The sequence below is a fragment of the Streptomyces sp. BF23-19 genome (assembly GCF_041106355.1).
Classification (GTDB): Bacteria; Actinomycetota; Actinomycetes; order Streptomycetales; family Streptomycetaceae; genus Streptomyces; species Streptomyces virginiae_A.
In genome coordinates this window covers 22,031-47,962 of the sequence record NZ_JBGBPT010000074.1, presented here as the reverse complement: position 1 = coordinate 47,962, position 25,932 = coordinate 22,031, and the positions used below count along the sequence as shown (strand labels likewise).

At 71.2% G+C, this 25,932-nt stretch carries 26 protein-coding genes, 1 tRNA gene and 1 pseudogene; 20 read left to right on the top strand and 8 right to left on the bottom strand.

The window, feature by feature from the left end:
* Positions 1–604: pseudogene (locus tag AB8A24_RS32515) on the bottom strand (hypothetical protein); the annotation flags it as partial.
* 151 nt (positions 605–755) lie between these two features.
* Here AB8A24_RS32515 and AB8A24_RS32510 point away from each other — a divergent pair.
* Positions 756–827, top strand: a tRNA-Val gene (locus AB8A24_RS32510).
* A 61-nt stretch (positions 828–888) separates the two neighbouring features.
* On the opposite strand, the gene AB8A24_RS32505 is transcribed toward AB8A24_RS32510, so the two are convergent.
* Positions 889–1,614, bottom strand: a complete 726-nt coding sequence (locus AB8A24_RS32505; protein WP_328964038.1) for a 3'-5' exonuclease — start codon at positions 1,612–1,614, stop codon at positions 889–891.
* Between the two features lie 203 nt (positions 1,615–1,817).
* Here AB8A24_RS32505 and AB8A24_RS32500 point away from each other — a divergent pair, with 203 nt between their 5' ends.
* The 3 genes from AB8A24_RS32500 to AB8A24_RS32490 all read left to right on the top strand — a co-directional run bounded on the left by AB8A24_RS32500 (position 1,818) and on the right by AB8A24_RS32490 (position 4,186).
* A complete protein-coding gene (locus tag AB8A24_RS32500; RefSeq protein WP_328964039.1) occupies positions 1,818–2,396 on the top strand; it encodes a DUF4365 domain-containing protein in 579 nt (192 codons plus the stop codon).
* Entirely contained in the window at positions 2,396–3,619 is a 1,224-nt protein-coding gene (locus tag AB8A24_RS32495; protein WP_369478295.1) for a hypothetical protein, read from the top strand. The genes AB8A24_RS32500 and AB8A24_RS32495 overlap by 1 nt, the downstream gene beginning before the upstream one ends.
* A 63-nt stretch (positions 3,620–3,682) precedes the next feature.
* Positions 3,683–4,186 (top strand): DinB family protein, encoded by a 504-nt coding sequence (locus AB8A24_RS32490; protein WP_328964041.1) that lies wholly within the window; start codon positions 3,683–3,685, stop codon positions 4,184–4,186.
* On the opposite strand, the gene AB8A24_RS32485 is transcribed toward AB8A24_RS32490, so the two are convergent.
* Both AB8A24_RS32485 and AB8A24_RS32480 read right to left on the bottom strand, forming a co-directional pair.
* Positions 4,183–4,686 (bottom strand): DUF4232 domain-containing protein, encoded by a 504-nt coding sequence (locus AB8A24_RS32485; protein WP_328964042.1) that lies wholly within the window; start codon positions 4,684–4,686, stop codon positions 4,183–4,185. The genes AB8A24_RS32490 and AB8A24_RS32485 overlap by 4 nt on opposite strands.
* Before the next feature lie 10 nt (positions 4,687–4,696).
* The gene (locus AB8A24_RS32480; protein ID WP_328964043.1) at positions 4,697–5,203 is read right to left on the bottom strand and encodes a GNAT family N-acetyltransferase; all 507 of its coding nucleotides are present in this window, start codon (positions 5,201–5,203) and stop codon (positions 4,697–4,699) included.
* 344 nt (positions 5,204–5,547) lie between these two features.
* On the opposite strand from AB8A24_RS32480, the gene thrS reads away from it, so the two are divergent.
* Together thrS and AB8A24_RS32470 are read left to right on the top strand one after the other, a co-directional pair.
* Positions 5,548–7,524, top strand: coding sequence for a threonine--tRNA ligase (thrS, locus tag AB8A24_RS32475; protein ID WP_328964044.1), 1,977 nt, complete (start codon positions 5,548–5,550; stop codon positions 7,522–7,524).
* A gap of 81 nt (positions 7,525–7,605) precedes the next feature.
* The gene (locus AB8A24_RS32470) at positions 7,606–8,166 is read left to right on the top strand and encodes an HIT domain-containing protein (RefSeq protein WP_030723580.1); all 561 of its coding nucleotides are present in this window, start codon (positions 7,606–7,608) and stop codon (positions 8,164–8,166) included.
* 34 nt (positions 8,167–8,200) lie between these two features.
* On the opposite strand, the gene AB8A24_RS32465 is transcribed toward AB8A24_RS32470, so the two are convergent.
* From AB8A24_RS32465 to AB8A24_RS32455, 3 genes are all read right to left on the bottom strand, one after another.
* Positions 8,201–8,608 (bottom strand): DUF1992 domain-containing protein, encoded by a 408-nt coding sequence (locus tag AB8A24_RS32465; protein WP_328964045.1) that lies wholly within the window; start codon positions 8,606–8,608, stop codon positions 8,201–8,203.
* A gap of 41 nt (positions 8,609–8,649) precedes the next feature.
* Entirely contained in the window at positions 8,650–10,326 is a 1,677-nt protein-coding gene (locus tag AB8A24_RS32460) for a hypothetical protein (RefSeq protein ID WP_328964046.1), read from the bottom strand.
* A gap of 129 nt (positions 10,327–10,455) precedes the next feature.
* On the bottom strand, positions 10,456–12,651 hold the full coding sequence (locus tag AB8A24_RS32455; protein ID WP_328964047.1) for an elongation factor G-like protein EF-G2: 2,196 nt from the start codon (positions 12,649–12,651) through the stop codon (positions 10,456–10,458).
* Positions 12,652–12,977: 326 nt separating this feature from the next.
* Between AB8A24_RS32455 and pgsA the strand changes: the two genes are divergently transcribed.
* Genes pgsA through AB8A24_RS32440 form a run of 3 tightly spaced genes read left to right on the top strand, consistent with a single transcriptional unit; the run spans position 12,978 to position 15,717 of the window.
* Complete coding sequence (pgsA, locus tag AB8A24_RS32450) at positions 12,978–13,643, top strand: phosphatidylinositol phosphate synthase (protein WP_327386380.1); 666 nt, start codon at positions 12,978–12,980, stop codon at positions 13,641–13,643.
* Complete coding sequence (locus AB8A24_RS32445; RefSeq protein ID WP_328964048.1) at positions 13,643–14,545, top strand: phosphatidylinositol mannoside acyltransferase; 903 nt, start codon at positions 13,643–13,645, stop codon at positions 14,543–14,545. Before pgsA ends, AB8A24_RS32445 begins: the two co-directional genes overlap by 1 nt.
* Positions 14,545–15,717 (top strand): glycosyltransferase family 4 protein, encoded by a 1,173-nt coding sequence (locus AB8A24_RS32440; protein WP_328964049.1) that lies wholly within the window; start codon positions 14,545–14,547, stop codon positions 15,715–15,717. Before AB8A24_RS32445 ends, AB8A24_RS32440 begins: the two co-directional genes overlap by 1 nt.
* Before the next feature lie 52 nt (positions 15,718–15,769).
* Here AB8A24_RS32440 and AB8A24_RS32435 read toward each other — a convergent pair whose 3' ends face one another.
* Positions 15,770–15,970: a hypothetical protein gene (locus AB8A24_RS32435; RefSeq protein WP_369478294.1), complete on the bottom strand. Its 201-nt coding sequence runs from the start codon at positions 15,968–15,970 to the stop codon at positions 15,770–15,772.
* Between the two features lie 260 nt (positions 15,971–16,230).
* Between AB8A24_RS32435 and AB8A24_RS32430 the strand changes: the two genes are divergently transcribed.
* The 11 genes from AB8A24_RS32430 to AB8A24_RS32380 all read left to right on the top strand — a co-directional run bounded on the left by AB8A24_RS32430 (position 16,231) and on the right by AB8A24_RS32380 (position 25,889).
* Complete coding sequence (locus AB8A24_RS32430) at positions 16,231–16,773, top strand: hypothetical protein (protein WP_328964050.1); 543 nt, start codon at positions 16,231–16,233, stop codon at positions 16,771–16,773.
* 149 nt (positions 16,774–16,922) lie between these two features.
* Positions 16,923–17,840 (top strand): pyridoxal 5'-phosphate synthase lyase subunit PdxS, encoded by a 918-nt coding sequence (gene pdxS, locus AB8A24_RS32425; RefSeq protein ID WP_030010552.1) that lies wholly within the window; start codon positions 16,923–16,925, stop codon positions 17,838–17,840.
* 6 nt (positions 17,841–17,846) lie between these two features.
* Positions 17,847–18,440 carry a pyridoxal 5'-phosphate synthase glutaminase subunit PdxT gene (gene pdxT / locus AB8A24_RS32420; RefSeq protein WP_369478293.1) on the top strand — a complete coding sequence of 198 codons (594 nt, stop codon included), beginning with the start codon at positions 17,847–17,849 and terminating at the stop codon, positions 18,438–18,440.
* A gap of 57 nt (positions 18,441–18,497) precedes the next feature.
* Positions 18,498–19,250 carry a YebC/PmpR family DNA-binding transcriptional regulator gene (locus AB8A24_RS32415; protein ID WP_030765687.1) on the top strand — a complete coding sequence of 251 codons (753 nt, stop codon included), beginning with the start codon at positions 18,498–18,500 and terminating at the stop codon, positions 19,248–19,250.
* Positions 19,251–19,379: 129 nt separating this feature from the next.
* Complete coding sequence (gene ruvC / locus AB8A24_RS32410) at positions 19,380–19,910, top strand: crossover junction endodeoxyribonuclease RuvC (protein ID WP_030723598.1); 531 nt, start codon at positions 19,380–19,382, stop codon at positions 19,908–19,910.
* Positions 19,907–20,539, top strand: coding sequence for a Holliday junction branch migration protein RuvA (ruvA, locus tag AB8A24_RS32405; protein ID WP_030723600.1), 633 nt, complete (start codon positions 19,907–19,909; stop codon positions 20,537–20,539). The genes ruvC and ruvA overlap by 4 nt, the downstream gene beginning before the upstream one ends.
* Positions 20,540–20,646: 107 nt before the next feature.
* On the top strand, positions 20,647–21,708 hold the full coding sequence (gene ruvB / locus AB8A24_RS32400) for a Holliday junction branch migration DNA helicase RuvB (RefSeq protein WP_030723602.1): 1,062 nt from the start codon (positions 20,647–20,649) through the stop codon (positions 21,706–21,708).
* Positions 21,709–21,873: 165 nt separating this feature from the next.
* The gene (gene yajC, locus AB8A24_RS32395) at positions 21,874–22,350 is read left to right on the top strand and encodes a preprotein translocase subunit YajC (protein ID WP_030723604.1); all 477 of its coding nucleotides are present in this window, start codon (positions 21,874–21,876) and stop codon (positions 22,348–22,350) included.
* A gap of 153 nt (positions 22,351–22,503) precedes the next feature.
* A complete protein-coding gene (secD, locus tag AB8A24_RS32390) occupies positions 22,504–24,279 on the top strand; it encodes a protein translocase subunit SecD (protein ID WP_328964051.1) in 1,776 nt (591 codons plus the stop codon).
* 3 nt (positions 24,280–24,282) lie between these two features.
* The gene (secF, locus tag AB8A24_RS32385) at positions 24,283–25,338 is read left to right on the top strand and encodes a protein translocase subunit SecF (protein WP_266389346.1); all 1,056 of its coding nucleotides are present in this window, start codon (positions 24,283–24,285) and stop codon (positions 25,336–25,338) included.
* Positions 25,335–25,889 carry an adenine phosphoribosyltransferase gene (locus AB8A24_RS32380; protein ID WP_030723610.1) on the top strand — a complete coding sequence of 185 codons (555 nt, stop codon included), beginning with the start codon at positions 25,335–25,337 and terminating at the stop codon, positions 25,887–25,889. Before secF ends, AB8A24_RS32380 begins: the two co-directional genes overlap by 4 nt.
* Positions 25,890–25,932: the final 43 nt, after the last annotated feature.

Genomic DNA, 25,932 nt, shown 5'->3' with positions numbered 1-25,932 from the left:
CAGCCAGCGGCAGCGCGAACTGCGCCGCCAGCACCGCGGCCGGCAGCGGCAGCCGCAGCGTGCGCAGCCCCGAGCCGTAGCCGGCCCAGGCGGCCGCCAGCACGGCGGCCGCCCCCGCCGCGTAACCGGTGCCGTTCATGTCCGGCATACCGACCGCGTAGAGCGCGTACGCGTCGAGCACCGTCAGCAGCAGGCCGACCGCCGCGACCGACTCCGCCGTCGACCGCAGGCCGCGGCGCAGCAGGAGCACGGGCGCGCCCAGCGCCGCCGCCGTCACCGCGGCGAGCACCACCGAGCGGCCGGCGATCCCCATCGAGCCCCAGCTGACCAGCGTGAACGCGAGCGCGGCGACCGCAAGCAGCACCGCGCCCAGGGTGAGCAGCACGTTCTGCGCGCTCGGGGCGGAGGCCTCCTTCGCCGGCGCGACGGGCCCGGCGGACACCGCGGGCCCCCAACGGACGGGAGCGGGACCGGACCCGGGCTGCAGCATCAGACGCAGCAGCCAGTCCCGACGGCCCAGCAGATACAGCCGCCGGGCATCGAGTTGAGCCAGCTCGCGGTCGATGAGCGCCAGCTCTTCGGCGGGCGGCAGAGGCGTGTTCATATCCGGAGTGTGGCGGCGGTCACGCAGTCAGGACATGGGTGTGCGTACTCAGATGTGCCCTGAGTAGGTACCCGACGTGCGGCCCGCGGGTCCCCGCGGCGGAAGCGGTTTGAACCAGCCCCGAGCCTTCTGTATTGTTCAGTGCGTTCCCGGGCGATTAGCTCAGCGGGAGAGCACTTCGTTCACACCGAAGGGGTCACTGGTTCGATCCCAGTATCGCCCACCGGGACAGGCCGGTCCGTCATCGACGGACCGGCCTTCCGCATGTTCGGGCCCCTGTCGTCCTACGCGGCCGTCGACAGGTCCGGCCGCAGCGGCCAATGCGGATCCACCGGCTCCGGTGTCCCCTGACGCGCGAACCACGCCTGCAGACCCCGCGCCTGAGCCGCGTGCCACACCGCCTGCAGCGTGTGCAGCTCGGCCGGCGTCAGCCGCTCCAGCCGGGCCGCGAACCGCCGCCCCACGGCCCGGACGAGCTCCAGCGAGGCCATCGCGTCCGCCGCCGCGTCGTGCGCGCCCTCCAGCTCGATCCCGTAGTGCGCGCACAGGTCCGTCAGCGTCCGGCGGCCCTTGCGGTACCGGTCCAGATGCTTGTCCAGCACCCGCGGGTCCAGCACCGTGAGCGGCCGGTTGTCCAGGTACCGCGACAACGAGGACGCCCGGTGCCGGCGCAACTCCCGGTCCAGCAGCGTCAGATCGAACGGCGCGTTCATCACCACCACCGGCCGGCCGGCCACCTGCTGCTCCCCGAGCGCCCGGGCTATCTCCTCCACCACCGGCGCCGGCCAGCGCCCGTGACGCTGCAGGTGCTCATCGGTCAGCCCGTGCACTTCCGTGGCCCCCGGGGGCACCGGAACACCGGGATTGACCAGCCAGCGCGTGGTGCGGACCCGGCCGCCCGCACACTCCTGGACGATGAGCGCGGCGGACACGATCCGGTCCTGCTCGACGTCCACCCCGGTGGTCTCCGTGTCGAATGCGGCCAGCGGGCCCTCGTACCAGCGTGTCATGGCGAACTCCTCGTCCCCGAGCGGCGGGTGGAGCTTCCTGGACACACGACCCCCGCCGCATCGGTGATACCCGGGCTGTTTGCCCCGTACGCCGTTTGCGGGCGGTCTGCTGCGGAGACAACTTCCTTGGGGGACCGTACGCATGACCGGTCGTCACCCAGCACCGCTCGCGGCAGAGCCCGCAAGGCATGGGGGAGCCGGCCATGGCGCTCACACAGCCCGAACCGGGCGGGGTGCTGCACGAGGGGACAGGTCCGCGGACCGGAGCCCTGCGCGGCACGCTCGCCACCACCGCCTGCATGGAGACCCTCCAGGTGGGATACCTGCACGCCGTCGCGGCCGCCGCCGGGTGCTCGCTCTCCCAGCCCTTCCCCGACAACGGCATCGACTGGCACGTCTCCCACGGAGCGCCCGAACACGTCGTCGACGACGAGGTCACCATCAAGGTGCAGCTCAAGGCGACCTACCAGATACCGCCGAGCCCGGCCGGGGCCACCTTCGGCTTCACCCTCGACAACGAGCACCTGGTGAAGCTGGCCCGGACGCCCGTCGCCGTCCACAAGATCCTCGTCGTGATGCTCGTGCCGAGGGAGCGCGACCAGTGGCTCGCCGCCGGACACGACCGGCTCGACCTGAGGCACTGCTGCTACTGGACCAACCTCGCCGGACAACCCGTGACCGGCCGGCGCCGCACCACCGTACGGATTCCGACCACGCGGATCTTCGACGACCGTGCGCTGTGCGAGATCATGACCCGGGTCGGGTCGGGAGGGACACCCTGATGAACCTGCACTCACCGCACCTCGAACCGCTCCCGTCCCCGTCGCCGTCCCCGTCCCCGCAGTACACCCCGGGCGGCCCCGATCCCGCGCAGGTCGACCCGCAGGTGCTCGGGGCGCTGCTGCACCGGCACGGATGGCTGCGGCGCGGCGGCGCGGCCGGCCGGTACGGCCGCTGGACCCCGCCCGGCCGCTCCGGCACCAGCCTGCTCGTCCCGGAGAGCCGCGCCTTCCCCGACTGCGCGGACCTGCTGGACGAGGCGCTCGCCGCCCTCGCGCACAGCGGCCTGCCCTCGGCCCGGGAGGTGCTCCTCGGGCTGAGCGTGCCCAGCGACGAGATCCGCTGGGAGCGGGAGATCCCGGAGGGGCCCTACGGGTACCGGGGCGAGGCCTCCTGGCCCGTGCAGGAACAGCTGCGCTCGGCCGCCCGCCGACTCCTGCTCGCGGGAGCCCTCGCCGACCGGGCCCGGGCCGGGTACTACGGGGCCCGGCACCAGGCACAGGCCGAACGCACCCTGGACGGGGTGCTGGTGGGGCCCGCCCCGGGCGGGCGCCGGCTGAGCGCGTACGTCCCCGTGGACGGTGGCCGGGGACCCGTGACCCGGCTGCACCACGCCCTGCACGCGGCCCGCGAGGCGGTGGACTACCAGCGGGCCACCGGTGGCATGGAGGCCTTCGACGCGGCGGTGGCCGCCGGGGTCAGCCGGGAACTCGCCGAGGCGCTCATCGCCCTGGTCCGGGGCTCGGAGGGGGCCCGCATCGCTCTCGCCTGGGCGCCGGCGGCCGGGGTCCCGGCGGGCTGCGCGGCGCGCCCCGAACCGGTGGAGTTCTCCCCGGGCGACCTGCCCGTGCTGCGGGAGGCCGCCGCCCGCTACACCCGAGCGGAACCGGCCGTACCGGTCCGGCTCGCCGGGGCCGTGGTGCGGATGCGGCGCAAGGCCGCCGGGGGCGGGGGGACCGTACGTCTGCGGGTGCTCGCCGGGGCGGAGGTCCCGTACGTCCGAGCGGCCCTCGACGAGGAGGCGTACCGCATCGCGGGCCACGCCCACCTGGTGGGCCTGCCGGTCCGGGTCACGGGTCGCCTCCAACGCCGGGGCGGTTTCCGACGGCTGTCCGACGCGACGGAGGTGACACCGGTACCGATGGACGAGGTCGAGCGGGACCGGCTGATGAAGTCCCTGGACGCGGCCTTCGACCCGGAGGACGTCCTCCCCTCGGACGACTAGGCCGTAGGAGGGCCGCCGGAAAAGAGTTCGACAACGGCCGCAGTGATCGGGAACGTTCGTGCGGTGACCGGAATCGACGACACGCCCCCCGCGTGGGACGAGCGCACCCAGCTCACCACGTTCCTCGACTACGCACGCGGCACCGCCCGCGCCAAGTGCAAGGGCGTCTCCGCGGAGGACGCGTGCAAGGCGCTCCTGCCGAGCTCACCTCTGATGACCATGAGCGGACTGATCAACCACCTCCGCTGGGTCGAGTACTACTGGTTCCAGGTGGTCTTCCTCGGCGAAGCGGACGAGGGTCCCTGGACCGATGAGGACCCCGACCGTGAGATGCGCGTCGCGGTCGACTTCCCGCTTTCGCAGTTGCTCGACGAGTACGCCGAACAGAGCGCCCGCCACCGCGAACTGGTCGCCGGGCAGGCACTGGACGCCAAGGCCGAGCGAGCCGTCCGCGACGGCCTCCACGTCGACCTGCGCTGGATCCTCCTCCACCTCACCGAGGAGACGGCCCGTCACAACGGCCACCTGGACATCCTGCGCGAGCTGCTCGACGGTACGACGTCCTAGGGGCGGAAGGCGGTGGCGCGGACGGTGTCGCCGCACAGGGCGAACCGGCCGCCGTCGGACGGTGCCACCTGGAAGCCCATGCGCGCGACCCCCACCACCAGCGAGGGGGCGACGGTCGGATCGGCGCCGGAGGCGCAGTAGCCGTCCGCCTCGCCGAGGACCGGGGTGAAGGTCAGCACCGTCGAGGCGCTCGCGCCCTGGGGCAGCAGCACCGGCCGGGCCTGTCCTCGGGGGATGACGCGCAGCGCCTTGTTCTGGTCCGGGGAGCCCTGGCCCGAGAGCGCCACCGTGGGGAAGCCCCGCAGCTCACAGGCCGGGCCCTCGTTGACCACCGTGAACCGGACCCGGTCGGAGCCCGTCCGGTCCGCGCCGGTGGCCGAGAGCTGGTCCCCGGTGCACGCGGCGGCGGGGGCCGCCACCGCGGGGGTGGCGAGGAACATCCCGCCCGCGAGCAGGGCCGTCGCGGCGCCCAGGGCGGCCGCCTTCCTGGTCACTCTCATAGGTGTCACCTCATGCCAGGTCGGAAGATCCCCTTCCACCTTCCCACGGGGTGCTTTCGGCGGCCCGGCCGAAGGAGGCCATGGTCAGCCCCGGGACGGGCGAGAAGTCCGGCCCGCGGGTGAAGCCCAGGCGTCGGTACAGGGCCACCGCGGGCGCGTTGGCCGCTCCTGTGGTGACCTCGACCGGGCGACCCGGGAACAGCTCCGTCAGGGCATGGCGCAGCAGCAGCGAGGCGACACCCTGCCGGAACCAGGCCGGATCCACGCACAGCCGGTCGATGGAGACACCGTCCTCGGGCTCGGGCGCCCAGGCGAGGAAGCCGGCCAGGGCGCCGGTCTCGGAGAAGGCACCCACCCAGCGGAGGTCGGTGTGCCGCATCTCGGAGAGGCTCTCACCCAAGGCCGGGATCCCGTCGAAGCCGATCAGCTCGGCCTCCACCGTGTACGCGGCGTGCCCGATCCGGTGCACCGCCGTCGCGGTGGCGTCGTCGCTCAGGTCCAGCGGACGTATCTGCATGACGGGCCACGTTACCGGCGTCCCCCGCCCGGTTCCGGGTGGGGCGGGGGCACTCCGGGGCGTCCCCGCAGGTCGAGCGAACCCACCGCCGTGCGGCGGGCCGGTCCGGCTCAGGGTTCGCGAGCCGAGGAGGCGCCCCGGAGGGCGTCCGCCCCACGGCCCGCCCACGCGGATCCTCGCGGAGCCAGGTCGAGCCGACCGGCTCCGGCCCGCCCGGACCCGCTCGGGGCGTCCGGGCGGGCCGCGGGCCGGAGCCGGTAACCGTTTAGCGGCGCGGGCACTCCGCTCGGTACGATTCAGGCGCGCGGCGTTCGCCCGCGCACCCCCTGAGTCAGGAGAGACCGGTGTCAGACGTCCGTGTGATCATCCAACGCGATTCCGAGCGGGACGAGCGCGTGGTGGCCACGGGCACTACGGCGGCGGAGCTCTTCGCCGGCGAGCGCACCATCGTCGCCGCGCGCATCGCGGGCGAGCTCAAGGACCTCGCGTACGAGGTGAAGGACGGCGAGACCGTCGAGCCGGTGGAGATCTCCTCCGAGGACGGCCTGAACATCCTGCGCCACTCGACCGCGCACGTCATGGCCCAGGCCGTGCAGGAGCTGTTCCCCGAGGCCAAGCTGGGTATCGGCCCGCCGGTCCAGAACGGCTTCTACTACGACTTCGACGTGGCCCGGCCCTTCACCCCGGAGGACCTGAAGGCCATCGAGAAGAAGATGCAGGAGATCCAGAAGCGCGGTCAGCGGTTCTCCCGCCGTGTGGTCACCGACGAGGCGGCCCGCGAGGAGCTCGCCGACGAGCCGTACAAGCTGGAACTCATCGGCATCAAGGGCGCCGCGTCCACCGACGACGGCGCGAACGTCGAGGTGGGCGGCGGCGAGCTGACCATCTACGACAACCTGGACGCGAAGACCGGCGACCTGTGCTGGAAGGACCTCTGCCGCGGTCCCCACCTGCCCACCACCCGGAACATCCCGGCGTTCAAGCTCATGCGCAACGCGGCCGCCTACTGGCGCGGCAGCGAGAAGAACCCGATGCTCCAGCGCATCTACGGCACCGCGTGGCCGTCGAAGGAGGAGCTGAAGGCCCACCTCGACTTCCTCGCCGAGGCCGAGAAGCGCGACCACCGCAAGCTCGGCAACGAGCTCGACCTCTTCTCCATCCCGGACGAGATCGGCTCCGGCCTCGCCGTCTTCCACCCGCGCGGCGGCATCATCCGCCGGGTCATGGAGGACTACTCGCGCAAGCGGCACGAGGAGGAGGGCTACGAGTTCGTCTACTCCCCGCACGCCACCAAGGGCGCGCTCTTCGAGAAGAGCGGCCACCTGGACTGGTACGCGGAGGGCATGTACCCCCCCATGCAGCTCGACGGTGGTACCGACTACTACCTCAAGCCCATGAACTGCCCGATGCACAACCTGATCTTCGACGCGCGCGGCCGCTCCTACCGCGAACTGCCGCTGCGCCTGTTCGAGTTCGGCACCGTGTACCGGTACGAGAAGTCGGGTGTCGTCCACGGTCTGACCCGCGCCCGCGGCTTCACCCAGGACGACGCGCACATCTACTGCACCCGCGAGCAGATGGCGGAGGAGCTCGACACGACCCTCACCTTCGTGCTCAACCTGCTGCGCGACTACGGTCTGACCGACTTCTACCTGGAGCTGTCCACCAAGGACCCGGAGAAGTTCGTCGGCTCGGACGAGGCCTGGGAGGAGGCGACCGCGGTCCTCGCGCAGGTCGCCGAGAAGCAGGGTCTCCCGCTGGTCCCGGACCCGGGCGGCGCCGCCTTCTACGGTCCGAAGATCTCGGTGCAGTGCAAGGACGCCATCGGCCGTACCTGGCAGATGTCGACCGTGCAGCTCGACTTCAACCTGCCGGAGCGCTTCAACCTGGAGTACACCGCGCCCGACGGCTCCCGCCAGCGGCCGGTCATGATCCACCGTGCGCTGTTCGGCTCCATCGAGCGGTTCTTCGCCGTGCTGCTGGAGCACTACGCGGGCGCCATGCCGCCGTGGCTGGCCCCGGTCCAGGCGGTCGGCATCCCGATCGGCGACGGGCACGTCGAGTACCTGCAGGAGTTCGCCGCGGCGGCGAAGAAGCAGGGTCTGCGGGTGGAGGTGGACGCCTCCTCCGACCGGATGCAGAAGAAGATCCGCAACCACCAGAAGCTCAAGGTCCCGTTCATGATCATCGTCGGTGACGAGGACATGGCCGCGGGCACCGTGTCCTTCCGCTACCGCGACGGTTCGCAGGAGAACGGCATCGCCAAGGACGAGGCGCTGGCCAAGCTGGCCAAGGTCGTCGCGGACCGCGTCCAGGTCTGATCCGGCCGCATCCGTACGAGGAAGGCCCCCGGAAAGTGATCACTTTCCGGGGGCCTTCCTCGCACGCCAGGCCGAGGTCATATGCTTGCCGCCATGACGACTCAGCCGGAGCAGCAGATCGGTGTGGGCACGCAGGACGCGTTCCAGCGTCTGTGGACGCCCCACCGGATGGCCTACATCCAGGGGGAGAACAAGCCGACCGGCCCGGAGGCCGGGGACGGCTGTCCCTTCTGCGGGATTCCGGACATGTCCGACCAGGACGGCCTGGTCGTCGCGCGGGGCCGACACGTGTACGCGGTGCTGAACCTCTACCCGTACAACGGCGGCCACCTGATGGTCGTCCCGTACCGGCACGTCGCCGACTACACCGAGCTGGACGGGCCGGAGACGGCCGAGCTCGCCGACCTCACGAAGCGGGCGATGATCGCGCTCCGTAAGGCCTCGGGCGCGCACGGATTCAACATCGGCATGAACCAGGGCGCGGCCGCCGGCGCCGGCATCGCCGCGCACCTGCACCAGCACATCGTGCCCCGCTGGGGCGGGGACACGAACTTCATGCCGGTGGTGGGCCACACCAAGGTGCTGCCCCAACTCCTCGCGGACACCCGCCAGATGCTCGCCGACGCCTGGCCCGTGGACTAGGCCGTCCCTTCCGGATCCTGCCGATCGGGCCCGATCAGGCCTGGTCCGGGCGGGCCCGGCGCCAGGCCCGTACCTCGGCCTCGACGTCGAACTCCGTCAGGCCCAGGGGCGGGCCCGGCGGGGGCATGCGCAGGGCCGCCGCGATCTTCTCGTTGATCTCCGTGAGGACGTCCCGTACCTGGCGCTCCGAGCGGGCCGCCCGGACCTTCTCCACGACGTCCTCGGCCTCCTTGCGCAGCGCGAGCGCCGGAGGCAGGACGGCGAAGCCCTCGCGGTGCAGCTTGTCCTTGATCCACCACTGCTCGTCGTAGGGCGCGTCCAGCGAGGCCAGCGGCTTGCCGTAGCCGGGCAGGCTCTTGAAGTCGCCCCGTTCGGTGGCCTGTCGGATCTGCCGGTCCACGAAGGACTCGAAGCTGACACCCGGTGGCTTGCGCTCGGTCATGGTCCCTCCTCGGTCCCGCCTCGGCCGTCCTACCAGGCTACCTACGCGTCGTAGACGTCGGCCTTGCGCGGAGCGGGCTCCTGGATGAGCCCGCTCATGATCGAGGAACGGTTCGTGAAGCGGTCCGTGTCGACGCCGTTCTCCTCCAGCACCTTGAAGGTCGCCGCGTGGATCGACCGAAGGACCGGGGCCACCGTGCGCAGGGCGTCGTCCGCCATGAACCGGTGCCGCCACATCGAGCTCGCCCAGACGTGACGCAGGCCGAACGGCTCGGGCAGGACCAGCTTGCCGCCGAAGAACTCCAGCAGCGGCGGGTACCAGGTCAGCGGCGCCCGCACCGCGAGACGCACCACCTCCTGCGCGTCCACCAGCGGCAGCGGGCGCTCCACGGTCTCCCAGAAGCGGATGCTCTTGGGCACCTCCACGACCGGGGCCGCGGACTTGGACGTGAACAGCCCGTGCACGGGGCCCAGGGCGTGCGCGGTGACGTCCACGCGCAGCGTCTTGTACAGCACGGTCACCGTGACGAGCATGTTGATGACCAGTTGGCCGTCCCAGAGCGGGTACTGGATGCCCAGGTAGTGCCGGTTGCCGGCGCTGAACTGCTGCTCGTTGCAGATCCGGGTGATCTCGTGCGGCTTGATGAGGAAGGCGTCCACGTTCTCGCCGGTGGGGCGGGCCACCTCGGCGGCGCCCTCGCCGATCGGGGTGACGATCCAGTGCTGGATCGCGGCGGGCGGGAAACCGCCGGTGTGCAGGGGGCCCCGCTCCAGCTTGCGGAGCTGGGCGTCGATCCCGCGTATGACGTCCCAGCTGCGGAAGGGATGGATCTCCATGCCCTCGCTCTTGGGGGCCAGCTCCTCGGCCATCTGCCAGCTGCCCCACCGGGTGCCCATGCCGAGGATGCCCTTGGGGCCCGCGTAGAAGACCTGGTTGCTACGGTCCTCCGCGGTCAGCTTGGCGAGCTGGTGGCGCAGGTCCTCGCGGGCCTTCTCGTCGGGGTTGCCGGGCACGGCCTCCGGGATCTTGGCGCCGACCCCGCCGCCCGACAGCAGTCCGTCCCAGCGCGAGCGCAGGTCCCGGGCGGTGGCCTCGCAGGTGCGACGGGCGAGCAGCCAGCCCAGGGCCGGGGCGATGATCATGGCGCGGGCGTACAGGCCGAGGAAGCCGGTCAGCGGCAGCTTGAACATCAAGGCCGCCACCACCAGGGCGACGCCGACGAGGAGTACGGTGCCCAACCACGAGCCCCTGCCCTCCTTGGAGGCGAGGCTCTTGCGCAGCTGGAACAGGCCCAGCCACAGCAGCAGCCCGGGCAGGAACAGCACACCGCAGACCAGCATGATCAGCCGGAGCTTGCGGTCGCGCTCCTTGCGGATGTGCGAGGCGGCCAGGCAGTGCTCCACCACCGTCTGCGGATCCGCGCCGAAGGACTGGATCAGTGGCTTGCGGCCGGCCCCGAGCGTGCGGGCCTCCACGGCGCGGCAGAAGGCCTCGCCGAGGCTGGGCTCGAAGAGGGAGATCTTCGGGGGCTTGACCGTCGCGGGGTGGTTCTCGTTGTTGGCGGTGAGTATCTTGTCGAGCTTGCTGTCCTTGCCGCCGTCCCGGTACGCGGCCGAGGCGAGGGCGTTGGTCGCCGCCGTCTGCCCGCCGCCCCCCAGCAGCGGAACCTGCGCTCCGGGCCTGAAGTCGAATCCGTCGTCCGCCACCGCTGCCCCCATCGCTGTGCGTTCCTGCTCTTTTGGTGCGCCGATGAGCCTATCGGCGGATCTCGCCCCATGGTCATGGGACAGGGAAATGCCGCCCACCGCAAGCTGGTTGGGTGGGCGGCCGATCCGCTGCTACATCAATCAACTTCCCTTCTCGGCCTGTTCACGCACCTTTTCCGCGATCTGTGGCGGCATCGGTTCGTGGCGCGCGTAGGCCCGGGCGAAGCGGCCGGTCCCGTGCGAGACGGAGCGCAGCTCGACGGCGTAGCGGCCGATCTCGATCTCCGGGATCTCGGCGCGGACCCGGGTGCGTCCGGCCGAGGCCTGGTCGGTGCCGACGACGCGGCCCCGGCGGCCGGCGAGGTCGCTCATGATCGGGCCGACGTACTCGTCGGGGACGACGACGGCGAGCTCGGCGACCGGTTCGAGGAGGTCGATCCGGGCCTCGGCGGCGGCCTCGCGCAGGGCGAGGGCGCCGGCCGTCTGGAAGGCGGCGTCGGAGGAGTCCACCGAGTGCGCCTTGCCGTCGAGGAGGGTGATGCGCACGTCGACCAGCGGGTAGCCGGCGGCGACCCCGCGGGCGGCCTGGGTGCGTACGCCCTTCTCCACGGACGGGATGAACTGGCGGGGCACGGCGCCGCCGACGACCTTGTCGACGAACTCGATGCCGCTGCCGGGCGGGAGCGGCTCCACCTCGATCTCGCAGATGGCGAACTGGCCGTGGCCGCCCGACTGTTTGACGTGCCGGCCGCGCCCGGCGGCCTTGGCGCCGAAGGTCTCGCGCAGGCTCACCTTGTGCGGGACGGGGTCGACCTGGACGCCGTAGCGGGTGCGCAGCCGCTCCAGGGCCACGTCCTGGTGGGCCTCGCCCAGGCACCACAGGACGACCTGGTGGGTGTGCGGGTTCTGCTCCAGCCGCATGGTCGGGTCCTCGGCGACGAGTCGGGCCAGGCCATGGGACAGTTTGTCCTCGTCGGCCTTGCTGTGGGCCTCGATCGCGAGGGGGAGCAGGGGGTCGGGCATGGTCCACGGAGCCATGAGGAGCGGGTCGTCCTTGGCGGAGAGGGTGTCGCCGGTCTCCGCGCGGGTGAGTTTGGCCACGCAGGCCAGGTCGCCGGCGATGCAGCGGGTGAGGACGCGCTGCTGTTTGCCGAAGGGGGAGGAGAGGGAGCCGATCCGCTCGTCGACGTCGTGGTCCTCGTGCCCGCGGTCGGCGAGCCCGTGCCCGCTGACATGGACGGTCTCCTCGGCCTTCAGGGTGCCGGAGAAGACGCGGACGAGGGAGACGCGGCCGACGTACGGGTCGGAGGAGGTCTTGACGACCTCGGCCACGAGGGAGCCGTCGGGATCGCAGGTGACGTCCGGGCGGGCGGAGCCGTCGGGACGGGTGACGGGGACGGCGGCGCGCTCCAGGGGGGTGGGGAAGCCGCCGGTGACCAGTTCGAGGAGCTCCACGGTGCCCAGGCCCTGGCGGGCGCCGTCGAGGGCGGGGGCGGCCATCAGGACGGGATGGAAGGTGCCGCGCGCCACCGCCCGCTCCAGGTCGTCGACGAGGGTCTTCAGATCGATCTCCTCACCGCCCAGGTAGCGGTCCATGAGGGACTCGTCCTCGCTCTCGGCGATGATCCCCTCGATGAGCCGGGCGCGGGCGTCGGTGATGAGGGAGAGCTCGGCGGGGTCCGGGTCGCGCTCCACGCGCTCGCCGGACGTGTACTCGTAGACGCGCTGGGAGAGCAGACCGAGCAGTCCGGTGACGGGGGCGTGCCCGTCGGGGCCGGGCGGGCCGTGCAGGGGGAGGTAGAGGGGGATGACCGCGTCGGGGTCGTCGGCGCCGAAGATCTCGCCGCAGACGGTGGTCATCTGCGTGTAGTCGGAGCGGGCGGCCTCCAGGTGGGTCACGACGATGGCGCGGGGCATGCCGACGGCCTCGCACTCGTCCCAGACCATGCGGGTGGCGCCGTCGATGCCGTCCGAGGCCGAGACGACGAAAAGGGCCGCGTCCGCCGCGCGCAGACCGGCCCTGAGTTCCCCGACGAAGTCGGCGTATCCGGGGGTGTCCAGGATATTGATCTTGATTCCGCCCCATTCGACGGGGACGAGGGACAGCTGGACGGAGCGCTGCCGGCGGTGCTCGATCTCGTCGTAGTCGGAGACGGTGGCGCCGTCCTCGACCCGGCCGGCCCGGTTGACCGCTCCCGCGGTCAGGGCGAGGGCTTCGACCAGCGTGGTCTTGCCGGATCCGCTGTGGCCGACCAGCACGACATTCCGGATGGAAGAGGGGCGGTCGGCCGTCAGTGCCCTGCCGGCGGCTCCGGCTTGGTGTGATGTGGCTCCCATGATGCTCATGCCTCCCGGTGGTGACGGTGAGGAGGATCGGGTGATGTGGGGATCGGGGTGTCCGGATCGGTGTCCCCGCCGCCTCCACGGAGGAGGAATGCGGGATTCTTCGAGCTTTGCACTGGTGTCACATCCCGTCCATACGTCGTACCGGGGAGGTACCCGGAGGCGTACCCAGGGCCCACCGGAGCCGGTCCACGGCGTGAAGTACGTCTTACGTGGCACGAACCGGTGGGTGCGCGGCGTCCGCTCGGTGGCGTGCCGGCTACGATGGGCCAGCCGGTGGCCGTGGTGGCCGTGCGGCCCAGCGACCCTCCGGGAAGGCCATGCTGAACAAGTACGCGCGTGCATTCTTCACGCGTGTTCTCACGCCATTCGCCGCTTTTCTGCTCCGGCGGGGGGTGAGCCCGGACGCGGTCACCCTGATCGGCACGGCCGGAGTGGTGGCCGGAGCGCTGTGGTTCTTCCCTCGCGGCGAGTTCTTCTGGGGCACCATCACGATCACCCTCTTCGTCTTCTCCGACCTGGTGGACGGGAACATGGCCCGCCAGGCCGGAATCTCCAGCCGGTGGGGAGCCTTCCTCGACTCCACCCTCGACCGGGTCGCCGACGCGGCGATCTTCGGCGGCCTCGCCCTCTGGTACGCGGGCAACGGCAACGACAACGCGCTCTGCGCGGTGGCGATCTTCTGCCTGGCCAGCGGCCAGGTGGTCTCGTACACCAAGGCGCGCGGCGAGTCGATCGGGCTGCCCGTGGCCGTCAACGGACTCATCGAGCGGGCCGAGCGACTGGTGATCTCGCTGGTCGCGGCCGGCCTGTCCGGGCTGCAGACCTTCGGCGTGCCGTCCTGGATCGGCGTCCTGCTGCCGATCGCCCTGTGGATCGTGGCGGTGGGCTCGCTCGTCACCCTGATCCAGCGGGTGGTCACCGTACGTCGCGAATCGGCCGAGGCCGACGCGGCGGCGGCCGCCGCCGAGGGGGGCGCTGCCTGATGGGCGCCTTGCAGGACAAGCTGGTCGACTCGCTGTACGGGCTCGGTTGGGCCGGGGTCAAGAAGCTGCCCGAGCCGGCCGCCGTGGCCCTGGGCCGGCGGATCGCCGACTTCGCGTGGAAGCGGCGCGGCAAGAGCGTGCTGCGGCTGGAGTCGAACCTGGCGCGGGTGGTGCCCGACGCCGGTCCCGAGCGGCTGCGCGAGCTGTCGCAGGCGGGCATGCGCTCGTACATGCGGTACTGGATGGAGTCCTTCCGGCTGCCGACCATGGACCCGAAACGGTTCAGCACGGACGTCGAGTTCAAGGACGAGCACCTGCTGCGCGAGGCCCTCGACTCCGGGCGCGGCGTGATCGTGGCCCTGCCGCACCTCGCCAACTGGGACCTCGCCGGAGCCTGGGCCATCGGCCACATGAACGCGCCGTTCACCACGGTCGCCGAGCGGCTCAAGCCCGAGACCCTCTACGACCGCTTCGTGGCCTACCGCGAGAGCCTGGGCATGGAGGTCCTCCCGCACAGCGGCGGCGCCGCCTTCGGCACCCTCGCCCGACGGCTGCGCTCCGGCGGCATGGTCTGCCTGGTCGCGGACCGGGACCTGTCGGCCTCCGGGGTCGAGGTGGACTTCTTCGGCGCCACGGCGCGCATGCCGGCCGGACCGGCGCTGCTGGCCCAGCAGACCGGTGCGGTGCTGCTCCCGGCCACCCTGCACTACGGCGACACGCCGAAGCTGTACGGCCGGATACACCCCGAGGTGGAGGTCCCCGAGGCCGGGACCCGGACCGAGAAGACCACCGTCATGACCCAGGCGGTGGCGGACGTCTTCGCGTCGGGCATCGCCGAGCACCCGGAGGACTGGCACATGCTGCAGCGGCTGTGGCTGGACGACCTGGAGGAGCGCCCGTAGTGAAGATCGGCATCGTGTGTCCGTACTCGTGGGACGTGCCGGGTGGCGTCCAGTTCCACATCCGGGACCTGGCGGAGCACCTGATCCGCCTCGGCCACGAGGTGTCGGTGCTCGCCCCGGCGGACGACGACACCCCGCTGCCGCCTTACGTGGTCTCGGCCGGGCGGGCGGTGCCGGTCCCGTACAACGGCTCGGTGGCCCGCCTCAACTTCGGGTTCCTCTCCGCCGCCCGGGTGCGGCGCTGGCTCCACGACGGCACCTTCGACGTGATCCACATCCACGAGCCGGCCTCGCCCTCGCTGGGGCTGCTGTCCTGCTGGGCGGCCCAGGGGCCGATCGTGGCGACGTTCCACACCTCGAACCCCCGGTCCCGGGCGATGATCGCGGCGTACCCGATCCTGCAGCCGGCCCTGGAGAAGATCAACGCCCGCATCGCGGTGAGCGAGTACGCCCGGCGCACGCTCGTGGAACACCTGGGCGGCGACGCGGTCGTCATCCCCAACGGCGTCGACGTGGACTTCTTCGCCAAGGCCGAGCCCAACCCGGACTGGTCGGGCAAGACCCTGGGCTTCATCGGCCGGATCGACGAGCCCCGCAAGGGCCTGCCCGTGCTGATGGCGGCCTTTCCGAAGATCGTGGAGGCCTGCCCGGACGTACGGCTGCTCGTCGCGGGCCGCGGCGACGAGGAGGAGGCGGTCGCCTCCCTGCCCGCGGACCTGCGCAAGCGGGTCGAATTCCTCGGCATGGTCTCGGACGAGGACAAGGCGCGGCTGCTGCGCAGCGTCGACGTGTACGTGGCCCCGAACACCGGCGGCGAGAGCTTCGGCATCATCCTGGTCGAGGCCCTCTCGGCGGGCGCGGCCGTGCTCGCCTCCGACCTGGACGCCTTCGCGCAGGTCCTGGACCAGGGCGGGGCGGGTGACCTCTTCGCCAACGAGAACGCCGACGCCCTGGCGACGGCGGCGATCGCCCTGTTGCGGGACCCGGAACGCCGGGCCGAACTCAGTGCCCGCGGCTCGGCGCACGTCCGCCGCTTCGACTGGTCCACGGTCGGCGCGGACATCCTGGCCGTCTACGAAACGGTGACGGACGGCGCGGCGGCGGTGGCCACAGACGAACGCGTCCCGCTCCGCACCCGCCTCGGCTTCTCGAAGGACGTCTCGTCCTCCTGACCTGACCGTTGCTCCGCCGGGCCGGCCGGGCCGGGGTTCCCCACGTCGGCCGTCACCCGACGGAGACGACCCGGTCCGGCCGACCGTCGGCGGCGACGGTCACCTCGTGGACCACGCCGCCCGAGGTGGTCAGGCGAATCCGGTCGGGGGCCGTCCAAACGGCCTCGCGGAGCTCGTTGTCGTCGGAGTCGCCGTTGAAGTAGCCGACGCCCCAGCGGCGCTCCCAGGGCCGGCTGCCCTGGTCGACGTACACGAACCACAGCGGGTCGATCCCGGCCCGACTCTTCAGGCCACGAGACCGCCGTCCGAACCGCCCCAGCGGTAAGCGGCAAGGGCGCCCGCCACGAGGGCGGCGGCCACCGCGAGCAGTACCAGTGCCGACGTTCTGCGGCGCGATCCCATGAGACCTGTCCCCCCCCGGTAGGTGTGGATCATGGACCCTACGCGGTCCGCAGCGGCCGGGGTCAGGCCCGATGGGGGTCAGGGTGGCCCGGAGCGGTAGGGTCGCGCAGCGTGATCGAAACCCTTGTCTGGATCGCCCTGGCTCTCGGAGTCATCGGGGTCTACCTCAGCTGGACCGCCGGCCGGCTCGACCGACTGCACTCGCGGATGGACGCCGCGCGGGCCGCGCTCGACGCCCAGCTCGTGCGGCGGGCCTCCGTCGTGTTGGAGGTGGCCACCTCCGGGGTGCTCGACCCCGCCTCCTCCCTGGTGCTGTACGAGGCCGCGCACGCCGCCCGGCAGGCCGAGGAGGACCAGCGCGAGGTGGCGGAGAGCGAGCTCAGCCAGGCGCTGCGGGCGGTCTTCGCCGATGCCGACCAGGTCGACGTGCTCAAGGCGGCCCCCGGCGGGGCGGAGGCCACGGAGGAGCTGGCGGCGGCCGTCCGTCGGGTGCCGATGGCGCGGCGCTTCCTCAACGACTCGGTACGGGCCGCCCGCGCGCTGCGCAGGCATCGCAAGGTCCGCTGGTTCAGACTGGCGGGGCACGCGCCCTTCCCGCTCGCCTTCGAAATGGACGACGAGCCGCCGGTGGATCTTGCGGATCGGCCGGTCTAGGGGGTTCCAAGGGCCGCGAGGGACAAATCAAGGAGCCACAGGCTCCACATTGGCCCTTGTAGTGGACTGATCCCCTGGGGTTTGCTCAGCCGAGTAGTACGAGCAGTACCCCGTCTTCCTTTCGAGCTCCCTTCGAGTGAGGTCAATCCGTGAGCACGCTTCCCACCTCCCCCCAGTCCGCCGAGTCGGCGATCGGCACCTCGCGCGTCAAGCGCGGCATGGCCGAGCAGCTCAAGGGCGGCGTGATCATGGACGTGGTCAACGCCGAGCAGGCGAAGATCGCCGAGGACGCCGGCGCCGTGGCCGTCATGGCCCTGGAGCGGGTCCCGGCCGACATCCGCAAGGACGGCGGCGTCGCGCGCATGTCGGACCCCAACATGATCGAAGAGATCATCGAGGCCGTCTCGATCCCGGTCATGGCCAAGTCCCGCATCGGCCACTTCGTCGAGGCCCAGGTCCTGCAGTCCCTCGGCGTCGACTACATCGACGAGTCCGAGGTCCTGACCCCGGCCGACGAGGTCAACCACTCCGACAAGTGGGCGTTCACCACCCCCTTCGTCTGTGGCGCCACCAACCTGGGCGAGGCCCTGCGCCGCATCGCCGAGGGCGCGGCCATGATCCGCTCGAAGGGCGAGGCCGGCACCGGCAACGTGGTCGAGGCCGTCCGCCACCTGCGTCAGATCAAGAACGAGATCGCCCGCCTGCGCGGCTACGACAACAACGAGCTGTTCGCCGCCGCCAAGGAGCTGCGCGCCCCGTACGAGCTCGTCAAGGAGGTCGCCGAGCTCGGCAAGCTCCCGGTCGTGCTGTTCTCCGCCGGTGGCGTCGCCACCCCGGCCGACGCCGCGCTCATGCGCCAGCTCGGCGCCGAGGGCGTCTTCGTCGGCTCCGGCATCTTCAAGTCGGGCGACCCGGCCAAGCGCGCCGCCGCCATCGTGAAGGCCACCACCTTCTACGACGACCCGAAGATCATCGCGGACGCCTCCCGCAACCTGGGCGAGGCCATGGTCGGCATCAACTGCGACACCCTCCCCGAGTCCGAGCGCTACGCCAACCGCGGCTGGTAATCGGTCATGACGAACACCCCCGTGATCGGTGTCCTGGCTCTCCAGGGCGACGTACGGGAACACCTGATCGCCCTGGCCGCGGCGGGCGCCGTGGCCAGGCCGATCCGGCGTCCCGAGGAGCTCGCCGAGGTCGACGCCCTGGTGATCCCCGGCGGCGAGTCCACCACCATGTCGAAGCTCGCCGTGCTGTTCGGCATGCTGGAGCCGCTGCGCGAGCGCGTGGCAGCCGGCATGCCCGTGTACGGCACCTGCGCCGGCATGATCATGCTGGCGGACAAGCTCCTGGACGGCCGTGAGGACCAGGAGACCCTGGGCGGCATCGACATGATCGTCCGCCGCAACGCCTTCGGCCGCCAGAACGAGTCCTTCGAGGCGAAGATCGACTTCGCGGGCATAGCGGGCGGCCCGGTCGAGGGCGTCTTCATCCGCGCCCCCTGGGTCGAGTCCGTCGGCGCCGCCGCCGAGGTGCTCGCCACGTACGACGGCCACACCGTCGCCGTGCGCCAGGGCAATGTCCTCGCCACCTCGTTCCACCCCGAGCTGACCGGAGACGACCGCGTTCACGCGTACTTCGTCGACATGGTGCGCGCCGGGCTGTAACGGCGTCCCGGTAGGATCTGAGGCGAACATTGTTGGTGACGCGAAGGAGACAGGCAGATGTCCGGCCACTCTAAATGGGCTACGACGAAGCACAAGAAGGCCGTGGTTGACGCCAAGCGCGGCAAGCTCTTCGCGAAGCTGATCAAGAACATCGAGGTCGCGGCCCGTATGGGCGGTGCCGACATCGATGGCAACCCGACGCTCTTCGACGCCATCCAGAAGGCCAAGAAGAGCTCGGTCCCGAACAAGAACATCGACTCCGCGGTCAAGCGCGGCGGCGGTCTCGAGGCCGGCGGCGCCGACTACGAGACGATCATGTACGAGGGCTACGGTCCGAACGGCGTCGCGGTGCTCATCGAGTGCCTCACCGACAACCGCAACCGTGCCGCGTCCGACGTGCGTGTCGCCATGACCCGCAACGGCGGTTCGATGGCCGACCCGGGCTCGGTCTCGTACCTGTTCAACCGCAAGGGTGTCGTCCTGCTGCCCAAGGGCGAGCTCTCCGAGGACGATGTCCTGGAGACGGTGCTCGACGCGGGCGCCGAAGAGGTCAACGACCTCGGCGAGAGCTTCGAGATCATCAGCGAGGCCACCGACATGGTCGCGGTCCGTACCGCGCTCCAGGCGGCCGGTATCGACTACGACTCGGCCGACTCCAACTTCCTGCCGACCATGCAGGTCGAGCTGGACGAAGAGGGCGCTCGCAAGATCTTCAAGCTGATCGACGCGCTGGAGGACAGCGACGACGTGCAGAACGTCTTCGCCAACTTCGACGTCTCGGACGAGGTCATGGAGAAGGTCGACGCCTGACCGGCGTCCACCGCGCACAGCATCGGGCAGCGGGCCGACGGGGACACACCCCGGCGGCCCGCTGCTTTGTCAGTGCCACCCGATAACCTGCGAAGCTGCACGTACAGGAGAGCGAAGAAGGGGGCACGGGTGCGGGTACTGGGTGTTGACCCGGGGCTGACGCGATGTGGTGTCGGCGTGGTCGAGGGGGTGGCCGGCCGCCCCCTGACCATGATCGGCGTGGGGGTCGTACGGACGCCCGCGGACGCCGAGTTGGGCCACCGGCTCGTCGCCATCGAGCAGGGCATCGAGGAATGGCTCGACACGCACCGGCCCGAAGTCGTCGCCGTGGAGCGGGTGTTCAGCCAGCACAACGTCAGCACCGTGATGGGCACCGCCCAGGCGAGCGCCGTCGCGATGCTGTGCGCCGCCCGTCGCGGGATACCGGTCGCCCTGCACACCCCCAGCGAGGTCAAGGCCGCCGTCACCGGCAGCGGCCGGGCCGACAAGGCCCAGGTCGGCGCGATGGTCACCCGGTTGCTCAGGCTGGACGCGCCGCCCAAGCCGGCGGACGCCGCCGACGCCCTCGCCCTGGCCATCTGTCACATCTGGCGGGCCCCCGCCCAGAACCGCCTCCAGCAGGCGGTCGCCCTGCACGCCTCGAAAGGCCGTACCCGATGATCGCCTTCGTCAGCGGCCCCGTCGCCGCACTCGCCCCCACCCTTGCCGTGATCGAGGTCGGGGGAGTGGGCATGGCCGTGCAGTGCACGCCCACCACCATCTCCGGCCTGCGGATGGGGGAGACGGCCCGGCTGGCCACCTCCCTGGTCGTACGCGAGGACTCGCTGACCCTGTACGGCTTCGCCGACGACGACGAGCGGCAGGTCTTCGAGATCCTGCAGACCGCCAGCGGGGTCGGGCCACGGCTCGCCCAGGCGATGCTCGGCGTGCACAGCCCCGACGCACTGCGGCTGGCCGTCTCCACCGGCGACGAGAAGGCGCTCGTGGCGGTGCCGGGCATCGGCAAGAAGGGCGCCCAGAAACTACTCCTCGAACTGAAGGGCAAGCTGGGGGCCCCGCTGGGCAGCAGCGGCCTCGTGGGCGCCCAGCGGGCCGCGGCCTCCGGGCCCGCCCCCTGGACCGAGCAGCTCTCCGCCGCCCTGATCGGCCTCGGCTACGCCTCGCGCGACGCGGAGGACGCGGTCGCGGCGGTCACCCCGCAGGCCGAGGCCGCCATCGCCGCCGGTGGCTCCGCCCCCGTCCCGCAGCTCCTACGGGCGGCTCTCCAGTCCCTGAACCGGGCCCGCTGACCCGATCGAGCCCCGCCGGCGTCCGAGGCGCGGGTCCGGGCGGAGCCCGGTAGCGCGCCCGGAGGGGCCGAAGAACCGCACCACCACCGAGAAGGCAGACTGACAGCGTGAACTGGGAAGACGAGAGCGACGACCGGATCGTGGCGGCCGCCGCCGACGGCGAGGACACCGCCGTCGAGGCGGCGCTGCGACCGAAGGACCTCGGGGAGTTCGTCGGCCAGGAGAAGGTCCGCCAGCAGCTGGACCTCGTCCTCAAGGCGGCCCGTCAGCGCGGAGCCACCGCCGACCACGTCCTGCTCTCCGGCGCGCCCGGCCTCGGCAAGACCACCCTGTCCATGATCATCGCGGCCGAGATGGGCGCGCCCATCCGCATCACCTCCGGCCCCGCCATCCAGCACGCCGGCGACCTCGCCGCGATCCTCTCCTCTCTCCAGGAGGGCGAGGTCCTCTTCCTCGACGAGATCCACCGCATGTCCCGGCCCGCCGAGGAGATGCTCTACATGGCCATGGAGGACTTCCGCGTCGACGTGATCGTCGGCAAGGGACCCGGGGCCACCGCGATCCCGCTGGAGCTGCCGCCCTTCACCCTGGTCGGCGCCACCACCCGGGCCGGACTGCTGCCCCCGCCCCTGCGGGACCGCTTCGGCTTCACCGGGCACATGGAGTTCTACGCCCCCGAGGAGCTGGAGCGTGTCATCCACCGCTCCGCCCGCCTCCTCGACGTGGAGATCGACACCGCCGGCGCCGCCGAGATCGCCGGACGCTCCCGCGGCACCCCGCGCATCGCCAACCGCCTGCTGCGCCGGGTCCGCGACTACGCCCAGGTCCGGGCGGACGGTGTGATCAACCGCGAGGTGGCCGGTACCGCCCTCCAGGTGTACGAGGTGGACGGGCGCGGCCTCGACCGACTGGATCGCGCCGTTCTCGAAGCACTGCTCAAGCTGTTCGGCGGCGGGCCCGTGGGCCTGTCCACCCTCGCCGTGGCCGTCGGTGAGGAGCGGGAGACCGTGGAGGAGGTCGCGGAGCCGTTCCTGGTCCGCGAGGGGCTGCTCGCGCGCACCCCCCGGGGAAGGGTGGCGACGCCCGCCGCATGGGCCCACCTGGGACTCGTACCGCCCCAGCACGGCGGGAGTGGATCAAGCGGACAACAGGGCTTGTTCGGGGCCTGACGGCGCGGAGGTTCGCCCCCTCAGGAACTGCGGTGCCATGCTGGGCGTTGTTCCATCGGTGCGGACTCGCCTAGACTCCGCCGATGCCGACCCTTCGGGTCGGTGTGCCCACCCCCGTAGAAAAGGCCGCCGTCCGCGTGCGGTCGTGCGAAGGATCTCCGTCCCGTGAATCTCGTGACACTCCTCCCGTTCATCGTGCTCATCGGGGCGATGTTCCTGATGACCCGCTCCGCGAAGAAGAAGCAGCAGGCAGCCGCGCAGATGCGCGACCACATGACGCCCGGCACCGGGGTCCGCACCATCGGCGGCATGTACGCCACGGTGAAGGAGATCGGTGACGACACGGTCACTCTCGAGCTGGCCCCCGGCGTGCACGCGATCTTCGCGAAGAACTCCATCGGTGCCGTTCTGGAGGACGCGGAGTACAACCGCATCGTCCACGGCATCGACGACGCCGAGGCGACCGACACGCCGGTCGTCCCGGACGACGCCTCTTCGCTGACCGAGGCCCCGAAGGCGGACCTCACCAAGGACGAGGACGAGGCTCCCAAGCTCGACCTGGGCAAGAAGGACGAGGACGCGCCCAAGGGCGACGACGAGCCCAAGGACGGAAAGTCCGACGGCGAGGCCGGCGCGAAGTAACGCTCGGCGGGGGACCGTGGAGGCGCCCGACCGGCGACCCGCACGGTCCCCGTCTGTGACACTTCTGCGGGGGGCAGGGGTCCCCACCACACATTTCGTGGCCGTCCCCGCGCTGACCCGGCGCGGGACGGTTGGACAGGGAGAAACGACAAGGTGGCAGCACCGAAGAAGGGCCGGCGGCCCACGGGGGCTCAGGGGAGGCCGGGGCGCGCCCTGGCGATCATCCTGATCGCGATGGTGGCGCTCACCGCGGGGATGTTCCTCTCCAAGCAGACGACTCCCAGGCTGGGCATCGACCTCGCCGGCGGCACGAGCATCACGCTCAAGGCCAAGAGCGAGCCCGGCAAAGAGAGCGCCATCAACGAGACCAACATGAACACGGCGGTCGGCATCATCGACCGCCGCGTCAACGGTCTCGGCGTGTCCGAGGCGGAGGTCCAGACCCAGGGCCGAGACCACATCATCGTGAACATCCCCAAGGGGACGAACGAGCAGCAGGCGCGCGAGCAGGTCGGTACCACCGCCCAGCTGTACTTCCGCCCGGTCATCGCCTTCGCGGACGGCTCCCCGGCCGCTCCCGAGGGCACCCCGAGCCCGAGCCCCTCCGCGAGCGGCTCCGAGGCTCCCAAGGCCGGGGACGGCAAGACCAGCCCCTCCGCCACCCCGTCGTCCAGCGCCACTTCCCAGGGCCGCGCGCTCAGTGAGGCCCTCAAGGCCCCGGCCGCCCCCACTCCCTCGCCCTCGGCGAGCGAGTCGAAGAAGGCAGACGACACCAAGGCTCCGTCGCCCTCCGCCTCCGCGCCGACCGGCGACGAGGCCGCCGCCGCGGCCCTCCAGGCCAAGTTCGCGGCACTGGACTGCAACAACGAGGCGCAGCGCGCCGCCGCCGGCCAGGGCGTCAAGCCCGAGGAGCCGATGATCGCCTGTGGTCAGCGCGGCGACGCCTGGGGCAAGTGGGTCCTCGGCCCCGCCCAGGTCAACGGCCAGGACGTGAAGGAAGCCAAGGGCGTCATCGACCCCCAGCGCGGCCAGTGGATCGTCACCATGCAGTTCACCGACAAGGGCGCCGACAAGTTCGCCAAGATCACCGGTGAGCTGGCCACCAAGCAGATGCCGCAGAACCAGTTCGCGATCGTGCTCGACGGCCGGGTCATCTCCGACCCGTCCGTGAGCCAGGCGCTGACCGGTGGCAACGCCGAGATCTCGGGCGGCTTCACCCAGCAGTCCGCGCAGGACCTGGGCAACATGCTCTCGTACGGCGCCCTGCCGCTCTCCTTCACCGAGGACAGCGTCACCACCGTCACCGCCGCGCTCGGCAGTGAGCAGCTGAAGGCCGGCCTGATCGCCGGCGCCATCGGCCTCGCCCTCGTGGTGATCTACCTGCTCATGTACTACCGGGGCCTGGCGTTCATCGCCATCGTCAGCCTCCTGGTCTCCGCGATCCTGACCTACACGATCATGTCGCTGCTCGGAAAGGGCATCGGCTTCGCGCTGAACCTGCCCGCCGTCTGCGGCGCGATCGTGGCGATCGGCATCACGGCGGACTCGTTCATCGTGTACTTCGAACGCATCCGGGACGAGATCCGTGAGGGCCGCACCCTGCGTCCGGCCGTCGAGCGCGCCTGGCCGCGCGCCCGTCGCACGATCCTGGTCTCCGACTTCGTGTCGTTCCTCGCCGCGGCGGTGCTCTTCATCGTCACGGTGGGCAAGGTCCAGGGCTTCGCCTTCACACTGGGTCTTACCACCCTGCTCGACGTGGTCGTGGTGTTCCTCTTCACCAAGCCCGTCATGACCCTGGTGGCGCGGACGAACTTCTTCGCCGGCGGTCACCCGTGGTCCGGGCTGGACCCGAAGCGGCTGGGCGCCAAGCCTCCGCTGCGCCGGTCCCGCCGTACCGCCCCCGCCCCCGTCGACGCAAAGGAGGCGTGAGAGATGTCGAAGCTGGGAGATCTCGGCGCCAAGCTGTACCGCGGTGAGGTCGGCTACGACTTCGTCGGCAAGCGCTTTCTCTGGTACGGCGTGTCCATCCTGATCACCATCACGGCGATCGTCGCCCTGGCCGTCCAGGGCCTCAACATGGGCATCGAGTTCAAGGGCGGTGCCGTCTTCACCACCCCGAAGACGGCCGTCTCCGTCGCCGCGGCGACGGAGGCCGCGGAGAAGGTCTCGGGCCACGACGCGATCGTCCAGGAGCTCGGCACCGGCGGGCTGCGCATCCAGATCTCGGGTGTGGACACCGACGCCGCCACCGACGTCAAGCAGAAGCTCGCCGTCGACCTCAAGGTCGACCAGGCCGCCATCAACGCCGACCTGGTCGGCCCCAGCTGGGGCGAGCAGATCGCGAACAAGGCCTGGACCGGCCTCGGGATCTTCATGGTCCTCGTGGTGATCTACCTGGCCATCGCCTTCGAGTGGCGCATGGCGGTCGCGGCGCTGATCGCGCTGATCCACGACCTCACCATCACCGTCGGCGTGTACGCGCTCGTCGGCTTCGAGGTCACCCCGGGTACGGTCATCGGTCTGCTGACGATCCTCGGTTACTCCCTCTACGACACCGTCGTCGTCTTCGACGGTCTGAAGGAGGGCTCGAAGGACATCACGAAGCAGACCCGCTGGACGTACAGCGAGATCGCCAACCGCAGCATCAACGGCACCCTCGTCCGCTCGATCAACACCACGGTCGTGGCGCTGCTCCCGGTCGCCGCCCTGCTGTTCATCGGTGGCGGTTTCCTGGGCGCGGGCATGCTCAACGACATCTCGCTGTCGCTGTTCGTCGGCCTCGCGGCCGGTGCGTACTCCTCGATCTTCATCGCGACCCCGCTGGTCGTCGACCTCAAGGAGCGCGAGCCGGCGATGAAGGCGCTCAAGAAGCGGGTGCTCGCCAAGCGGGCGGCCGCGGCGGCCAAGGGCGAGTCACCGGACGAGGCCTACGCGGCCGAGGACGAGCCGCAGGTCGTGGCGCAGGGCCGGTCGGGGCGGCGACGTTGACCGCGCCGCTGTCCGAGGACGTCCGGGCCCTGCTGCTCGGCCGGATCAAGGACGTACCGGACTACCCGAAGCCGGGCGTGATGTTCAAGGACATCACCCCGCTGCTGGCGGACCCGAAGGCGTTCGCCGCACTGACGGACACGCTGGTGGAGCTGGCCGGGCGGTACGGCGCGACGAAGATCGTCGGGCTGGAGGCGCGCGGGTTCATCCTCGCGGCTCCGGTCGCCGTGCAGGCCGGGATCGGCTTCGTGCCGGTGCGCAAGGCCGGGAAGCTGCCGGGTGCGACGCTGGCGCAGTCGTACGAGCTGGAGTACGGCACCGCCGAGATCGAGGTCCACGCGGAGGATCTGTCGGCCGGTGACCGGGTCATGGTCATCGACGACGTGCTGGCCACCGGGGGTACGGCGGAGGCCTCGCTCTCGCTGATCCGGCGGGCCGGGGCGGAGGTCGCGGGCGTGGCGGTGCTGATGGAGCTGTCGTTCCTGCCGGGGCGGGCCAAGCTGGCGCCCGCGCTGGGCGAGGCTCCGCTGGACGCGCTGATCGTGGTCTGACCTCTTCGCTCGTCGAGCGGCGGGTATCCGGCACGTCCCGTAT

Coding starts and splice junctions, on each gene's coding strand:
- AB8A24_RS32505 (WP_328964038.1), bottom strand. CDS start 1,614: ATGACACGCTGGTACGAGGGCCCGCTGGCCGCATTCGACACGGAGACC.
- pgsA (WP_327386380.1), top strand. CDS start 12,978: ATGCTGAACAAGTACGCGCGTGCATTCTTCACGCGTGTTCTCACGCCA.
- ruvA (WP_030723600.1), top strand. CDS start 19,907: ATGATCGCCTTCGTCAGCGGCCCCGTCGCCGCACTCGCCCCCACCCTT.
- AB8A24_RS32460 (WP_328964046.1), bottom strand. CDS start 10,326: ATGGGGGCAGCGGTGGCGGACGACGGATTCGACTTCAGGCCCGGAGCG.
- AB8A24_RS32465 (WP_328964045.1), bottom strand. CDS start 8,608: ATGACCGAGCGCAAGCCACCGGGTGTCAGCTTCGAGTCCTTCGTGGAC.
- AB8A24_RS32500 (WP_328964039.1), top strand. CDS start 1,818: ATGGCGCTCACACAGCCCGAACCGGGCGGGGTGCTGCACGAGGGGACA.
- AB8A24_RS32480 (WP_328964043.1), bottom strand. CDS start 5,203: ATGCAGATACGTCCGCTGGACCTGAGCGACGACGCCACCGCGACGGCG.
- pdxT (WP_369478293.1), top strand. CDS start 17,847: ATGACGAACACCCCCGTGATCGGTGTCCTGGCTCTCCAGGGCGACGTA.
- AB8A24_RS32455 (WP_328964047.1), bottom strand. CDS start 12,651: ATGGGAGCCACATCACACCAAGCCGGAGCCGCCGGCAGGGCACTGACG.
- AB8A24_RS32470 (WP_030723580.1), top strand. CDS start 7,606: ATGCTTGCCGCCATGACGACTCAGCCGGAGCAGCAGATCGGTGTGGGC.
- AB8A24_RS32495 (WP_369478295.1), top strand. CDS start 2,396: ATGAACCTGCACTCACCGCACCTCGAACCGCTCCCGTCCCCGTCGCCG.
- AB8A24_RS32485 (WP_328964042.1), bottom strand. CDS start 4,686: ATGAGAGTGACCAGGAAGGCGGCCGCCCTGGGCGCCGCGACGGCCCTG.
- AB8A24_RS32415 (WP_030765687.1), top strand. CDS start 18,498: ATGTCCGGCCACTCTAAATGGGCTACGACGAAGCACAAGAAGGCCGTG.
- AB8A24_RS32445 (WP_328964048.1), top strand. CDS start 13,643: ATGGGCGCCTTGCAGGACAAGCTGGTCGACTCGCTGTACGGGCTCGGT.
- secF (WP_266389346.1), top strand. CDS start 24,283: ATGTCGAAGCTGGGAGATCTCGGCGCCAAGCTGTACCGCGGTGAGGTC.